This is a genomic window from Methylobacterium sp. Leaf93 (genome assembly GCF_001422345.1).
GTDB classification, from domain to species: Bacteria; Pseudomonadota; Alphaproteobacteria; order Rhizobiales; family Beijerinckiaceae; genus Methylobacterium; species Methylobacterium bullatum.
The window spans coordinates 22367-36788 of record NZ_LMMS01000029.1 but is presented as its reverse complement, the minus strand read 5'-3'; the positions used below and the strand labels follow the sequence as shown (position 1 = coordinate 36788).

At 65.6% G+C, this 14422-nt stretch carries 14 protein-coding genes and 1 pseudogene; 8 read left to right on the top strand and 7 right to left on the bottom strand.

Going from position 1 to position 14422, the window contains the following annotated elements:
- Together ASF26_RS19005 and ASF26_RS19000 are read right to left on the bottom strand one after the other, a co-directional pair.
- The gene (locus tag ASF26_RS19005; protein ID WP_056258174.1) at nucleotides 1-2217 is read right to left on the bottom strand and encodes a xanthine dehydrogenase family protein molybdopterin-binding subunit; all 2217 of its coding nucleotides are present in this window, start codon (nucleotides 2215-2217) and stop codon (nucleotides 1-3) included.
- A 78-nt stretch (nucleotides 2218-2295) separates the two neighbouring features.
- Nucleotides 2296-2751, bottom strand: a complete 456-nt coding sequence (locus tag ASF26_RS19000) for a (2Fe-2S)-binding protein (RefSeq protein WP_056257702.1) — start codon at nucleotides 2749-2751, stop codon at nucleotides 2296-2298.
- Nucleotides 2752-3011: 260 nt separating this feature from the next.
- Here ASF26_RS19000 and ASF26_RS18995 point away from each other — a divergent pair, with 260 nt between their 5' ends.
- Nucleotides 3012-4559 carry a HAMP domain-containing sensor histidine kinase gene (locus ASF26_RS18995; protein ID WP_056257696.1) on the top strand — a complete coding sequence of 516 codons (1548 nt, stop codon included), beginning with the start codon at nucleotides 3012-3014 and terminating at the stop codon, nucleotides 4557-4559.
- 80 nt (nucleotides 4560-4639) lie between these two features.
- On the opposite strand, the gene cobT is transcribed toward ASF26_RS18995, so the two are convergent.
- On the bottom strand, nucleotides 4640-5689 hold the full coding sequence (gene cobT / locus ASF26_RS18990; RefSeq protein ID WP_056143976.1) for a nicotinate-nucleotide--dimethylbenzimidazole phosphoribosyltransferase: 1050 nt from the start codon (nucleotides 5687-5689) through the stop codon (nucleotides 4640-4642).
- 101 nt (nucleotides 5690-5790) lie between these two features.
- Between cobT and cobS the strand changes: the two genes are divergently transcribed.
- The 4 genes and pseudogenes from cobS to ASF26_RS23555 all read left to right on the top strand — a co-directional run.
- Complete coding sequence (gene cobS, locus ASF26_RS18985; RefSeq protein ID WP_056257693.1) at nucleotides 5791-6621, top strand: adenosylcobinamide-GDP ribazoletransferase; 831 nt, start codon at nucleotides 5791-5793, stop codon at nucleotides 6619-6621.
- 53 nt (nucleotides 6622-6674) lie between these two features.
- Nucleotides 6675-6893: a DUF1289 domain-containing protein gene (locus ASF26_RS18980; protein ID WP_056257690.1), complete on the top strand. Its 219-nt coding sequence runs from the start codon at nucleotides 6675-6677 to the stop codon at nucleotides 6891-6893.
- Nucleotides 6890-7582, top strand: a complete 693-nt coding sequence (locus tag ASF26_RS18975) for a TIGR02281 family clan AA aspartic protease (RefSeq protein ID WP_056257687.1) — start codon at nucleotides 6890-6892, stop codon at nucleotides 7580-7582. Before ASF26_RS18980 ends, ASF26_RS18975 begins: the two co-directional genes overlap by 4 nt.
- Nucleotides 7583-7865: 283 nt before the next feature.
- Nucleotides 7866-8489: pseudogene (locus ASF26_RS23555) on the top strand (alpha/beta fold hydrolase); the annotation flags it as partial.
- A 52-nt stretch (nucleotides 8490-8541) separates the two neighbouring features.
- On the opposite strand, the gene ASF26_RS18965 reads toward ASF26_RS23555, so the two are convergent.
- Genes ASF26_RS18965 through pdxY form a run of 4 tightly spaced genes read right to left on the bottom strand, consistent with a single transcriptional unit; the run spans nucleotide 8542 to nucleotide 12298 of the window.
- On the bottom strand, nucleotides 8542-9318 hold the full coding sequence (locus ASF26_RS18965; protein ID WP_056257680.1) for a hypothetical protein: 777 nt from the start codon (nucleotides 9316-9318) through the stop codon (nucleotides 8542-8544).
- On the bottom strand, nucleotides 9311-10210 hold the full coding sequence (locus ASF26_RS18960) for a PhzF family phenazine biosynthesis protein (protein WP_056257675.1): 900 nt from the start codon (nucleotides 10208-10210) through the stop codon (nucleotides 9311-9313). The genes ASF26_RS18965 and ASF26_RS18960 overlap by 8 nt, the downstream gene beginning before the upstream one ends.
- The gene (locus tag ASF26_RS22830) at nucleotides 10207-11412 is read right to left on the bottom strand and encodes a HEPN domain-containing protein (protein ID WP_156463048.1); all 1206 of its coding nucleotides are present in this window, start codon (nucleotides 11410-11412) and stop codon (nucleotides 10207-10209) included. The genes ASF26_RS18960 and ASF26_RS22830 overlap by 4 nt, the downstream gene beginning before the upstream one ends.
- Nucleotides 11413-11449: 37 nt before the next feature.
- Nucleotides 11450-12298, bottom strand: a complete 849-nt coding sequence (pdxY, locus tag ASF26_RS18950) for a pyridoxal kinase PdxY (protein ID WP_056257670.1) — start codon at nucleotides 12296-12298, stop codon at nucleotides 11450-11452.
- 167 nt (nucleotides 12299-12465) lie between these two features.
- Here pdxY and ASF26_RS18945 point away from each other — a divergent pair, with 167 nt between their 5' ends.
- The 3 genes from ASF26_RS18945 to ASF26_RS18935 all read left to right on the top strand — a co-directional run bounded on the left by ASF26_RS18945 (nucleotide 12466) and on the right by ASF26_RS18935 (nucleotide 14361).
- Nucleotides 12466-12987 (top strand): DedA family protein, encoded by a 522-nt coding sequence (locus ASF26_RS18945; RefSeq protein ID WP_056257668.1) that lies wholly within the window; start codon nucleotides 12466-12468, stop codon nucleotides 12985-12987.
- A gap of 6 nt (nucleotides 12988-12993) precedes the next feature.
- Entirely contained in the window at nucleotides 12994-13809 is an 816-nt protein-coding gene (locus ASF26_RS18940) for a cobalamin-binding protein (protein ID WP_056257665.1), read from the top strand.
- A gap of 66 nt (nucleotides 13810-13875) precedes the next feature.
- Entirely contained in the window at nucleotides 13876-14361 is a 486-nt protein-coding gene (locus ASF26_RS18935; RefSeq protein WP_056257662.1) for an MmcB family DNA repair protein, read from the top strand.
- The last annotated feature ends 61 nt before the right edge of the window (nucleotides 14362-14422 follow it).

Here is a 14422-nt window from a genome sequence, read left to right as displayed (position 1 = left end):
TCAGACTCCCTTCAGCCCGCTGAGATCCAGGGGCAGGGAGCGCAGCCTCTGCCCCGTCGCGGCGAAGATCGCGTTGGAGATCGCAGGGGCGATGACGGGCACGCCCGGCTCGCCGATGCCGGTCGGAGCGGCGTCGGAGGCCACGATATGGACCTCCACCACCGGCATCTCGCTCATGCGCGTCGGCTCGTAGGCGTCGAAATTCTTCTCCTGCACCACCCCGTCCGTCAGCGTGATCTTGTTGCGCAGCACGGAGGAGAGCGCGAAGCCCACCGATCCCTCCACCTGAGCGCGGATCACGTCCGGGTTGACGGCGACGCCGACATCCACCGCCGCGACGATGCGGTTGACCTTCACATGGCTCCCATCCGCCGTGATGTCGGCCACCATCGCCACGTAGGAGCCGAAGGATTCGTGCGCCGAGATGCCGAGGCCCTGGCCCTTGCCGCCGCTGCGCTTGGCCCAATCCGCCTTCTCGGCGGCGAGCTTCAGGACACCGGACAGACGGGGCGCGCCGGTCAGCATGCCGAGGCGATAGGCCAGCGGATCGGCGCCGGCGGCGTGGGCCAACTCGTCGATGAAGACCTCCATCGCCTGCGCCGTGTGGGTGTGACCCACCGAACGCCACCAGAGGACGGGCACGCCCTCGCGGGCGTTGTGGACCTCGAACCGGTAGGCCGGGAGAGCATAGGGCGTGTCCGACGCGCCCTCAATGGAGGTGGAATCGACCCCGTTCTTCACCAGCATCGCCTCGAAGGGCGAGCCGATCATGATCGATTTTCCGACCATCCGGTGCTGCCAGCCGGTGATGGCGCCCTGGGCGTCGATGCCGGCCTTGAGGGTGTGCAGCACCATCGGGCGGTAATACCCACCCGCCATGTCGTCCTCGCGGGTCCAGACCAGATGGACCGGCGCCTTGCCGCCGGTCGCCTTCATGATGGACGCGGCCTCGGCAATGTAATCGGCGGTGGGCGTCGCCCGTCGCCCGAACGATCCGCCGGCCCATTGCGTATGCAGCCTGACCTTGTCGGCGGTGACGCCGAGGGTCGCGGCGGCCACAGCCTGTTCGATCGTCTGGAACTGGAGGCCGGCATAGATATCGTAGGAGCCGTCGGCAGCCCGCTCGATCGTGGCGTTCAGCGGCTCCATGGCCGCGTGGGCCAGATAGGGGAAGGTGAACTCCGCCTCGATGACCTTGGCCGAACCGGCGATGGCGGCGGCGGGATCGCCTTTCTCCGATGCGACGATGCCGGGCCGCTTGGCCGTCTCGCGATACTCGGCGAGGATCGTGTCGGAGGATCGCTTTTCGGCCGCGCGCTCGTCCCAGGTGACAGACAGGGCATCCCGGCCCTTCATCGCCGACCAAGTATCCTTGGCGATCACGGCGACGCCCGTGGGGATCGTCACCACGTCGATGACGCCCGGCACCGCGCGCGCGGCCTTGTCGTCGACCTTCGACACGGTGCCGCCGAAACGCGGGGCATGCGCCACCACGGCCGTGACCTGACCCGGCCGGCGGATATCCATGGCGTAGATCGCGGTTCCATTGGTCTTGGCCACGGAATCGAGGCGCGGCAGCTTCTTGCCGATATGGACCCACTGGCTCGGATCCTTGAGCTTCGGCTGCACGGGCACGGGGATCGCCGCCGCTGCCTCGGCCAGGGCACCGAACCGCTCCTCGCGCTTCGAGGCGAGATGGCGGACCGTGCCGTTCGAAACCGTGATCTCGGAGGCTGGGACGGACCATTTCTCGGCCGCGGCGGAGACGAGCATGGCACGGGCGGCCGCCCCCGCCTTGCGGAGCTGGAACCAGGAATTGGCCACCGCGGTCGAACCGCCGGTCCCCTGGATCGGCCCCATCAGCAGGTTGTTGTAGAGCTTCGCGTCGGCCGGCGCGAAGGCCACCCGCACGCGGGACCAGTCGGCATCGAGCTCGTCGGCCAGGATGGTGGCGAGGCCCGTCGTGTTGCCCTGCCCCATGTCGAGATGCTTGATCAGCACCGTGACCGTATCGTCGGCCGCGATCCGCACGAAGGCATTGGGCTGGGCGGGAGCGGAGGACAGGTCGGGTCCCGCCGCCGCGCGAACCTGTTTGGCCGGGTCGAGGGTGAATCCAATGACCAGGGCTCCGGCGGCGACACCGGCCCCGCCGAGGAAGGCGCGGCGCGACGGACGGGGAGCAGCCGCCTCGGATTTGGTCTGACGGACCTTCAGCATGGCTTCCTCCACGGAGACGATGACGCACACGATATCGGGCAGGACGATGCCGGCCCCGGGGCCGACCTCGGGTTCGGATCAGGCGAGGGAGCGGGCGGCTTCGTGGATGGCGGCGCGAACGCGCTGGTAGGTACCGCAGCGGCAGATGTTACCGTCCATCGCGCCGTCGATCTCGGCGTCGCTCGGCTTCGGGGTGGTCGAGAGCAGGCCGATGGCCGACATGATCTGGCCGGACTGGCAGTAACCGCACTGGACCACGTCGAGGCCGCGCCACGCGGCCTGGACCGCCTCCGCCACCCGTCCGGACACGCCCTGGATCGTCGTGATCTTCGCTTCTCCCACATCGCCGATGCGGGTCTGGCAGGAGCGGACGGGCTGGCCGTCGAGATGGACGGTACACGCGCCGCACTGGGCGATGCCGCAGCCGTATTTCGTCCCGGTCTTGTCGAGATGATCGCGCAGCGCCCACAGGAGCGGCATGTCGGGATCGGCATCGACATCATGCGACACGCCGTCGACATTCAGTTTCAGCATGACGTCTCTCCGACTTCAGTATCGACTTGTTCTAAATATTACACAGTTCCGAAAAATGTGCGCCTGCACACATCGATCTGAGATCGGCGTCGATGCTGCGTCGGCTCGCGCGCCGTGGATGGGCGCGATTTGGAGACAAGTGTCATGACCGGGTCAGGTCGTTCTTAACCTATCGGGCGCAGATTCGCCGGGTCGCAGCGTCGACGGGTCACGGTCCTTCCGACCGCAGGTTTTCCTCTCAAAAGATCCTCAAAACGGTGATGTCCGACCTGACAGCGGAGATGGTTCAGCGCGGACGCGGTCCTTCGGCACCGGAATCCGCTCGCCGCCGCAAGGTGGCCCGAGACATCCGATCGGCGCGCGAGCGGTTGACCTCGGCGAACGGTCTGGAACGCGCATTCGATTACGAATTGATCCGGATCTATGCCGAGTACCGCTCCGGTGCCGGTCTGACCCATGCCGTGCTCGGGCTTCTCATCGCAGGGGCGTCGTCGCTCTGGGTACCGATTCCCATCGCCCTGTCCTGGGTCGTCTGCCTGCTCTGCGGCGTCGGCCTGTCGATGGGGCTGACCAAGCATTTCCTTCGTCAGCCGGCGGATTCCGTGTCGGTCAGGCGCTGGCGCAGCGCCTTCATGCTGAGCGAGATCGTGCAGAGCGCGTCCTGGGCGCTGATGGTTCTCGTGGCCGCGCCCAGTGCCCGCATCTTCGTCCTGTTCGGCCTCGTCATCGTCGCCGCGGTCGCCGCGATGCTGGCAGCGACCCTGCCCGCCGCCGCCGCCGCCGCGCTCCTTCCGCTGATCCTCGCGGCGCTCTCTCTCCTGGCGTTCTCGCAGGACATGGACACGATCATGCTGGTGACCATGGTGGTCGGCTCGCAGATCTTCTTCATGGGCCTCGCCCGCCGCGTCTACGCCTCGGCGGTGGGCGCGCTGAAATCCCAGGCGGAGAAGGACGCCATCTTCATCGAGCTCGAACAGGCCAAGGCCAATTCCGATGAGGCGCGGCGGCGGGCGGAAGAGGCGAATCTCGCCAAGTCACGCTTCCTCGCGACCATGAGCCACGAGTTGCGCACGCCGCTGAACGCCATCCTCGGCTTCTCGGAGGTGATGAAGAACGAGGTCTTCGGCGCTCACATCGCTCCGTCGTACAAGGAATACGCGGGCGATATCCACGATAGCGGGATGCACCTCCTCAACCTCATCAACGAGATCCTCGACCTTTCGCGCATCGAGGCCGGGCGCTACGAATTGAACGAGGAGGCGATCCAGCTCGCCCACGCGGTGGACGAGTGCCGGCACATGGTCGCCCTGCGCGCGCGCGGCAAAGGCCAGGCCTTCCACGAGTTCATCGATCCCGACATGCCCCGTATCTGGGCGGACGAGCGGGCTTTGCGCCAGATCGTGCTCAACCTCCTCTCGAACGCCGTGAAATTCACGCCGCCGGGCGGCGACATCACGATCAAGGTCGGCTGGACGGCCTCGGGCGGCCAGTATGTCAGTGTGAAGGATAGCGGGCCGGGTATTCCCGAGGACGAGCTCGGCACGGTCATGTCGTCGTTCGGCCGGGGCTCGCTCGCGATCAAGACCGCCGAACAGGGCTCGGGCCTCGGCCTGCCCATCGTCAAGGGGCTGGTGGACCTGCACAACGGCAACTTTCACCTGAAGTCGAAGCCGCGCGAGGGAACGGAAGTCGTCGTGATCTTCCCCGCGAGCCGTGTCATGGACACGCTGCCCGCCCTGAACCTGTCCACCGAAGCAAAATCGAGTGCGGACATGGGCGGCAGGCGGAGCGCGGCGCGCGCGGCCTGATCGGCGCATTCGCCTGTCCCGCTTTCGTCATCATCGGGATGCCGGGCCGTCACGGCCCCGGTATCCCCGATGGGATGCCTTCAGCTTTCGCTGCGTCCCGAAACCCCCGCCTGGGCGAATGTCGCCATGTCGCGATGGCAGGCGAGCGCGCCCTTGAGCAGGCCGATGGCGAGGGCTGCGCCGGATGCTTCGCCGAGACGCATGCCGAGCGCCAGCAGCGGCACCAATCCGAGGCGTTCCAGCACCTCGGCATGGGCCCCTTCCGCCGAGACGTGGCCGGCGAGGCAATGGTCGAGCATCGACGGATCGATGGCATGGAGGATCGCCGCGGCCGACGTCGCCACGTAGCCGTCGATGACCACGGGGATGCGCTGCATCCGCGCCGCCAGGATGGCGCCGGCCATGGCGGCGATCTCGCGGCCTCCGAGGCGCGACAGCACATGGAGCGGGTCGTCGAGGTGGCCGGCATGGAAGGCCAAGGCGGCCTCCACGGCCGCGACCTTGCGCTCGATCCCGGCCGCATCGACGCCGGTGCCGCGCCCGACCCAATGCGCCGCCCCACCGCCATAGAGCGCCGCGTAGATCGCCGCCGCGATGGTGGTGTTGCCGATCCCCATCTCGCCGAGGCCGAGACAATCGGTTCCGGCGGCGATGGCTTCCATACCGAAGGCCATGGTGGCCACGCATTCCTTCTCCGTGAAGGCCGGGCCTTCGCAGATGTCGCCGGTGGGAAGATCGATGGCCAGGTCGAAGACCTTGAAGCCGAGGCCGTAGGCGGCGCAGAGTTGGTTGATCGCGCCGCCGCCGGCGGCGAAATTGTCGAGCATCTGGCGGTTCACCTCCGCCGGAAACGCCGAGACACCGCGCTTGGTGACGCCGTGGCTGGCGGCGAAGACGCAGACGAGGGGCCGGTCGAGGCTCGGTTGACCCTTGCCCTGCCAGGCTGCGAGCCACTCCACGAGGTTCTCGAGGCGGCCCAGCGCGCCTGCGGGCTTCGTCAGCATCGCGTCCCGCTCGCGCACCATGGCGACGGCGTCACGGTCCGCGCCCGGCACGGAGGCGATCAGTCGGCGGATATCCGAGAACGGCGTCTGATCGGGATTGTCCTGGTTCGGGATCGTCTGAGTCATCGCGCGAAACTTGGCCTTCCGTCTCGGCGCGTCCGGTATGGCGGCCTGCCTGTGGGGCGAGCTATAACCAACCGGGCGCGAGCGGTGAAGGCAGGTCCTCGATGACGCAAGGCCGGGATCTGGAACCGGACGATGCCTTTCCCGGCGCGTCCATGGCCTACGATCTCGCGGCGTGCCTGAGATTCTATTCGCGGCTGCCGGTGCCGCGCCTGCCCGGCGAGGGTGATCCGCATCGTCTGCCGGACTTCCGCACCCTGCCGCGCATGCTGCCACTGGCCGGCCTCATCCTCGCCCTGCCCTCCGCCCTCATCCTGCTCGTCGCCTGGGCCCTGGATCTCGGACCGTTCCTGGCAGCCACCCTCGCCCTGGCGGTCGGGACGCTGGTGACGGGGGCGCTGCACGAGGACGGTCTCGCGGATGTGGCGGACGGGTTCGGTGGCGGCGCAACGCGCGAGCGCCGCATCGAGATCATGCGCGACAGCCGCATCGGCGCCTATGGCGGCGTCGCCCTCGTGTTGACGCTGGCCCTGAGGATCGGAGCCCTCGCGACGCTGCTCGATCGCACCGGGTCGCTGGCCGCCTTGGCCCTGGTACTGGCCGCCTCTCTCTCGCGCTGCGCAGCCCTGGCGCCGATGGTGCTGCTCGGCCCCGCGCGGCCCGGCGGGGCGGGGGCATCGGTGGGAACACCCGATCGCCGGACCAGCGGAATCGTTGCCCTCTTCGCCCTCGCCTTCGTCGTCATTGGCTGGATCGCCGGCTTGCCCTTTCTCGGCATGGTGCTGATGCCCGCCCTGGCGCTGGGAGCCTCCCTCGTGCTCACCGCCCTGGCCCGCGCCAAGATCGGAGGGCAGACCGGCGACGTCATTGGAGCCTGCCAGCAGATGGCCGAGATCGCGGCGCTTCTCGCCCTCATCGCAACGATCCCGCGCTGACCATGGCACTTTGGCGCTTGATCGCGACCCGCGCCTGAGCGCATGGAACGGCCATGATCCAGCCTGTCGCCCCGAGGGCTTCGAGCCCCTGCACGAAGCTCTGCATTCTCGACGCAGCGACCGGGCTCTGCGAAGGCTGCGGCCGCACCCGCGACGAGATCGGGCTGTGGGGTTCGCTGTCGGAGGCGAAGCGGCAGGCCATCATGGCGACCCTCGGACATCGCCTTCGCGCCGCCTATCCCCTGCGGGACGAGGCCCTGGCCAAGCCATGATCTACGCCGCCCTCGCCGTTCTCCTCGGCATCGTCGCCTTCCTCGCCCTCTCGGACGAATCGAGCACCGTCGCGGGCTTGGAGAAGGACCAGCTCGCGCGGCTCGCCTTCAGCGGAACCCTGCTGACGATCTTCCTCGCCGGGTTCTGGCATCGGTTCCGCGAGCAGATCGGCACCAACCTGAAGGCGCTGCTGTTCTGGGTCGCCCTCACCGTCGCCCTGGTGGCGGGCTATGCCTACAGGCAAGAGGCCGGGGATGTCGGCAATCGCCTCGTCGGGACGCTGCGGCCCGGCAGTGCCGTCACGGCGGGCGACGGAAGCGTCACGATCAATCGGAGGGCGGACGGCGAGTTCTCCGTCCGGGCGGAGGTGAATGGCCGCCCCCAGGTCTTCCAGTTCGATACGGGCGCGAGTTCCGTCGTTCTCACGGCGGAGAACGCAGCGGCCATCGGGATTTCGCCGGCAGAATCCGACTACGCGATCCGGGTCTCGACTGCCAACGGCATCGCGATGGCCGCCCCGGTCTATCTCGACAGCCTCAGCATCGGCACGATCACCGAACGGCGTGTCTCGGCCCTGGTGAGCCGCCGCGGTGCCCTGTCGGGAAACCTGCTCGGCATGACGTTCCTCGACAGGCTCGGCTCCTACGAAGTGCGCGGCGACCGGCTGGTGTTGCGCCCGGTGCGCTGATGATCGAAGTCTGCCCCCTCGAACCGTCCGCTTCGATCCAAACTGGCCGCACGAGATGACGTCTCTGCCGCTAGAGGGTGGACGTAAGCATTCCTTGCCGCGAATGGCGGAAGCGACCTGAAACGGGAAGGCGCCTGTGTCCCTGCGGTGGATTCTTTGGCCGGCGAGCGGAATCCTGGCCGGCCTGGCGCTCGTCAAATCCTTGGCTCGGCGGCACGCCAGCCGGTATCGGCGCGCACATCTGGGCCGGCTCGAAGGGAGACAGATCCGCGTCGATGGCAGGATGATGCATGCCCGCGTCTCGCTCGCTGCTGTGCCGGATGACCGCATACCCGTCATCCTCGTCCATGGGCTCGGGATGTCGAGCCGGTACATGATCCCGCTGGCAAAGCATCTCGCCCCTCATGTCGAGGTCTATGCTCCCGACCTGCCCGGCTTCGGCTTGAGCGAGAAGCCTCGCCGCGCGCTCACGGTTCGCGAACTCGCGGATGCATTGGCGGCCTTCATGAAAGCGATCGGGGTGAAGCGCGCGGCCTTTGTGGGAAATTCGCTCGGCTGCGAAGTGCTGGTCGAACTGGCGCTGGTTCACCCCCACCTCGTGGACCGCCTCGTGTTGCAGGGGCCCACGCCGGACCCGGAGGCGCGCAACCTGGTCCGGCAGGTGGTCGGCTTCCTCGCCATCGCACCGTTCGAGCGCTGGTCGCTCGCCTGGGTGGCGCTCACGGATTATGCCCGTGCCGGCATCGGACGCTACATCCTGACCTTGCGGAGCATGGTCGACAACCGCATCGGAGAGAAGGCGCTGCGGGTCGAGCAGCCGACGCTCGTGGTCTGGGGCACGCGTGACTACATCGTCCCCCATGCCTTCGTCGTGAGCCTCACAGACTCCCTGCCCCGGGGCCGCCTTGCCGTCATTCCGGGAGCGGCCCACGGGATCAACTACTCGCATCCCGAGGCGTTCACCGCCGTCCTTCTGCCGTTCCTGCTTGATGCCGATGAGATACCTGCCCCACAGAGCCGGACCCCGACGACTCCGCGAATGCGTGGCGCAGGTATGCCTGTACGAAATCCGGCATCGAATAGGGGTCGATCTCGCCGCTGGAACCGACCGTGATGAAACCGGCGAGTTCCGGCTCACTCTCCGCGCGGCGATGGCGCTCCATCCCCTCGCGCAGTGCGTCCGCCCGTTCGGGGAATGTCACGGGCCGCAGAAATGCCGCCTGGGTCCTTCCGCGCAGCAGAAGCCAATTTTCCGGAGCGTCGGCCGGGAGCGCCATGCCGGTCTCCTCCACGAACTCGCGCCCGGCGCTACCGGCGAGATCGACCGTATCGCCATCCCGCACGTCGTCGAGGTCCGGCGTGCCGCAGGGGAAGTAGGCCTCTCCGGCATTGGCGGTGTGAGCGCCCATGACACCGAGCAGCACGGCGCCGTCCGACCCGTGCGGGACGATGGCGGCGAAGGCGTTGAGGACACCTCGGTCGGGCGAGCCAAGATCCTTGTGGCTGATGAAGCTCGCGTAGGATGTTTCGAACAGGTCGACGGCACAGGATGTCGCCTCGATACGGCACGACTTCGCGAGGAGCACGCGTCCGTCGAACAGCCCCGACCGCTCGGCGCAACGGCGCGCCCAGTTCTCGGCGATGGAGGCCGCGTTGGCCTGCGCCCATTCCCATGCGAACGGCACCAGCCGGGCCGTCACCCTCTCGATCCGCGTGAGGGTGAGACCGTCAGGCAAGTAGCGTCCCCTCGCTCATCACCACGGCCGAACCGCCGATCTCGACGGATTGGAGAGCTCCGGATTCGATGACCAGCTGGAGCGCGATCTCGCTCGGCCGGCCCATGACGCCCCCCTGGCGGATCAGGACATCGTGCTCGCCGTCCCCGAGGGGCTCGAACTCCATCATCACGCCGGCGAAGGCCGCGGCGGCCGACCCCGTTGCCGGGTCCTCCATCACGCCGAGATGCGGCGCGAACATCCGGGTCTGGAAGCGGAGGCCGAGGCCTTCCGGGTCCACGGCATAGAGATAGAGCGCCGTCTGAGGCTCCAGGGTGGAGAAGGCGGCGAGGTTCACACGGGCCGCATCGAGCTTCGCCCGCGTGTTGACCGGCACGAACAGGAAAGCCGGCCCAGCCGCGTGCCGGCTCGGCACGTGGCGCCCGAAGCCGATATCCTGCGTCTCCAACCCGATCATCTGCGCGAGGAGTGTCGCGTCCGGTCCCTCGCCGTCGTATTGCGGCAGGATCGGGAGCTTGAAGCGCCCGCGGCCGCGTCCTTCGCCCGCCTCGACGACGCAGGCCACGGTGCCGATCGTCTCTTCGAGACCGAAGGCGGTGGCGTCGGTGAGGCCGGATTTCGCATCGTGCAACGCCAGCAGGATCGCCGCCCCGAGCGTCGGGTGGCCGGCGAAGGGCAACTCGCGGGCGGGCGTGAAGATGCGGAGGCGAGCCTTGTGGCGCGTCTCCGTCGGCGGCAGCACGAACACCGTCTCCGACAGGTTGAACTCGCCCGCGATCCGCTGCATCGCCGCGTCGTCGAGCCCTTCCGAATCTAGCACCACGGCCAGCGGATTTCCGGCGAAGGGCGTGTCGGTGAAGACGTCGAGGGTGACGAAGCGGCGGTTTTTCATACTTGTCCCTGCCATCTGATTCCCTCGGAGAGTTCAAGCTGATCCTTGTTTGGGAGACGATTTTCATTCACTATATCTTGGATTATCTGGGTCGCTATATCGATAGCATCGTCCGCAATAGACTTATTTTCCCAAAATTTATCATTCTTATCGTCGCTACCGTGTACGGTTTTGCTTCTGAGACTGTATAAATTTCCAATTTTTTGAGAAATGGATTTCTTTTCGTCCAAAGATTTTCCTAAAAATAGCGCAGAGCGCATTTTGAGCTTGAATGTGATTTCACCTCCAGTCTCTCCAAACAAGCTCTCCAAGCAGATGGCGGCATCCACAGCCTTATCACGGCTTGAAACCCGCCTCCTTGCCATGGCTAGCCGAGAAAGCGGCACGTTAAGTGCCTTTTTTACCTTCTCATCCAACCTCAAATATTTATCCGCACACTCGAACGCCGTTTCGTCAATTCTGTTATCGAATGGAGATCCAACGGTTGTCTCATAACTTTGGTGACTGAAAATGTTCGCCTCTGCCATCATAAAATCGGGATCAACGAACTCAAGCCACATCGACCCTGGAGATACTGATATTTTTTCTGCTATCGCAAGAGACTTTATTGATTCATATATTATATTTTCTTGGTCTTTAAAGGCAAATCGATTTTCTTTCGTGGACATTTCTATATTTTTGATGTCAAGCTTACAAAAGTACAATCCTTCTCTACTTGGGCCTTGCCCGAAAAATGCTCCTGCACCTCTTGCTTTTACTAATCTTCTTAAATGTGGACTGTCTTGCAATTCTGCGCCCGAACAAAATTCAACACCGTTCGCTAGAGTATGACGTACCATCTGCGTTGCACCAACTAATTCGCAATTTAGCGAAAAATCAGCGCTCACTATATTAAGAACTTTATCTATCCAACTATCAAACGTCTTACAGCCTTCTTTTGCTGATTTTTTAAGCATTCCATTTACTAAAGATTCCGGTGTAAACATCGATTGCCTTGAGCCAAATCTAAGAACTCGATGCTCTCGTAAAGACGGATATTTTTCTACAATACTTAACAATTGCTCTCTAATGTTCTCAGGGTGCTTCAGCCACCCTCTCCCAGAACCCTGTTCAAGCACTGTAATGATATCATAATGCGATTTTATGGCCTCCTCATTAAAGTGAAAAAACTCATCTATTTTTTTATACTCACTGTATCTCATTTCATTTTCCAAATTTTTGTTCTATAAATTTAACGTTTTATATTTGCTCTACCGGGAACGTCTCGCTGGGTGCCACGAACTCGTCCTGCGCGTCGACGGTGAGGATCTCGCGCGAACCCGCCTCCGCCGTGCGGCGCAGGAGGCCGTAGACCGAAGCACCGGCCATGCCCAAAGCCAAAGCCGCCGAGCCGGTGCGGGCGTAATGGACGAGGAACAGGGCCGCGATGGCGTCGCCCGCTCCGTTCACGTCGAGGGCGAGGCGCGGCGTGCGCAGGCGCCAGAACAGGCCGCCCTCCCCCGCCATCAGGTCGATGGACTCGGACGGGGTATCCTCGGTGACCAGGGAGGTCACCAGCACGACGCGCGGCCCGAGGGCCTGGATCGCCGCCAAGGCGGCTTTGGCCTCGCCGAGTGTGCCGGTGGGCAAGCCCGACAGGAAATTCAGCTCGAACTGGTTCGGCGTGACGATGTCGGCCGCGGGCAAGGCCTGGTCGCGCAGGAATTCAGGGATACCGGGGCGGACATAGATCCCCCGATCGGTATCGCCCATCACCGGGTCGCAGCAATACAGCGCCTTCGGGTTGGCGCTCCGCACCGCCGCCACGGCCCGCACGATGGCGGTTCCGATATCGGCCGACCCCATGTAGCCGGACAGGACGCCGTCGCATCGGCCGAGCACGCCTCGCTCCGTAATGCCGAGGACGAGATCCTCGATCATCGGCCCGTCGAACACCCGGCCGCGCCAGGCGCCGTAGCCGGTGTGGTTGGAGAACTGGACGGTATGGATCGGCCAGACCTCGACGCCGAGCCGCTGCATGGGAAACACCGCCGAGGCATTGCCCACATGGCCGAAGGCGACGTGCGACTGGATCGATAGAATTCTCATCGGCGTATCAGGCCTTGCTTCGACGGGTGCGAGCGCGACGGTCAGCGTCGTAGCCGGTTTCGCCCTGCGGTGCATTCACAACCGACGCGAGGCTCGTCCGTGACGAGATCGACCCTTGCCGGGAGGGCGGCCTTCCCGCACATCGGCTGCGACGAACAGGGGCCTCCATGGATTTCGAAGCGCTGAAGACCACGATCCTGACCTTCGTGGAAACGCACAAGGAATGGGCACCCCTCATCATCGCCGTGCTCGCCTTCTGCGAATCGCTGGCCTTCCTGTCGATCCTGGTCCCCGCCACGGTGCTGCTGGTGGCCATCGGCGCGCTGATCGGTGCCAGCGGCATCCCGTTCTGGCCGATGGTAATCGCGGGCGGCATCGGCGCCGGGCTCGGGGATTGGGTGTCCTACGAGATCGGCCGGTACTTCCAGCACGGCGCCAAGTCGATCTGGCCGATGAGCCGCTATCCGCAGATGGTCGCCAAGGGCGAGGATTTCTGCCGGCGCTACGGCGCCTGGGGCATCGTCATCGGCCGGTTCATCGGCCCGGCCCGCGCGGTGGTGCCGCTCATCGCCGGGATGTTCGAGGTGCCGCGCCTGCCGTTCCAGCTCGCCAATTGGAGTTCGGCCTTCGTCTGGGCCTTCGTCTGGCTCGCGCCGGGCGCGGGTGTCATCAGCTTCTTCAATTCGTGACGCCGCATGCGCCGGTTCCCACCCGAACGGATCGTCTGCCTCACCGAGGAAACCGTCGAGACCCTCTATCTGCTGGGTGAGGAGGACAGGATCGTCGGCGTGTCCGGCTACGCCGTGCGCCCCGCCCGCGTCCGCAAGGAGAAGCCGCGCGTCTCGGCCTTCACCAGCGCCGACCTGCCGAAGATCCTCGCCCTGCAGCCGGACCTCGTCCTCGCCTTTTCCGACATGCAGGCCGAGATCGTCGCCGACCTCGCCCGCGCCGGAATCTCGGTCCATCTCTTCAACCAGCGCGACGTCGCCGGCTGCCTCGCGATGATCCGCACCGTGGGCGCCCTGGTCGGGGCCAGCGAGAAGGCTGATGCGCTGGCTCAGGGTTACGCCCACCGCCTCGGCGCCGCCGCCCTCGACAATGCCGGCCCGCCCCGGCTGACGGTCTATTTCGAGGAATGGGACGAGCCGATGATCTCCGGGATCGGCTGGGCCTCCGAACTCATCGGCTATGCCGGCGGCGACGACGTCTTTCCCGATCTCGCCCGGCAGGCGGCGGCCAAGGACAGGATCGTCACGTCCGAACAAGTAATCGCCGCGCAGCCGGACGTCATCCTCGCCTCGTGGTGCGGCAAGCGGGTGAACGTGGCGCGGATCCGCGAGCGGCCGGGCTGGGATTCGATCCCCGCCGTGGCAGCGGGGCGTATCCACGAGATCAAGTCGCCTCTGATCCTGCAGCCCGGGCCGGCGGCACTGACCGACGGGTTCGACGCGATCCGCGCCGCACTGGCGGGCGGGCAGGCTGCCGCAGGTGACAAGGGCGGGCCGACCTGATTCCCTGGCGGGACAGTCGATTCGAGACCGCACTCTCCCCAAGCGAAGCCATCCCCAAGCGAAGCCATGTCAGCAGCCCTCGCCCATCTCGTCCTGCCGCCGGACCGCCGGCAATCGGCGACCGCGCTTCAGGTTCAGCGCGGGGTTCGCCGGCTCTTCGCCGACCTCGGCCACGTGACGATCCCGGAATTCTCTCTCGCCAACGGCAGGCGAGCGGACATCATCGCCCTGTGCCCGGCGGGCCGGCTGACCATCGTCGAGATCAAATCCAGCGTCGCCGACTTCCGCGCCGACAAGAAGTGGCCGGATTACCGGGACTATTGCGATCGCTTCTATTTCGCCGTTCCCGATTCCCTTCCCGAAGGACTGACGCCCGACGAGGCCGGGCTGATCATCGCCGATGGCTACAGCGCCGCCATCCTGTGCGACCCGGTCGACCATGTGCTAAGCGGCGCCCGCCGCAAGGCGGTGACGCTGCGCTTCGCCCATTCCGCCGCGCGGCTGCTTCACTCGCTCGCCGATCCGGGGGCGGTGCGGGAGGGGGCGCTCTAGGCGCAACCAAAGTCTGCAAAAATGGCACGCGGCTGCACTAAGAGATTCCGCGCGTCGCCCG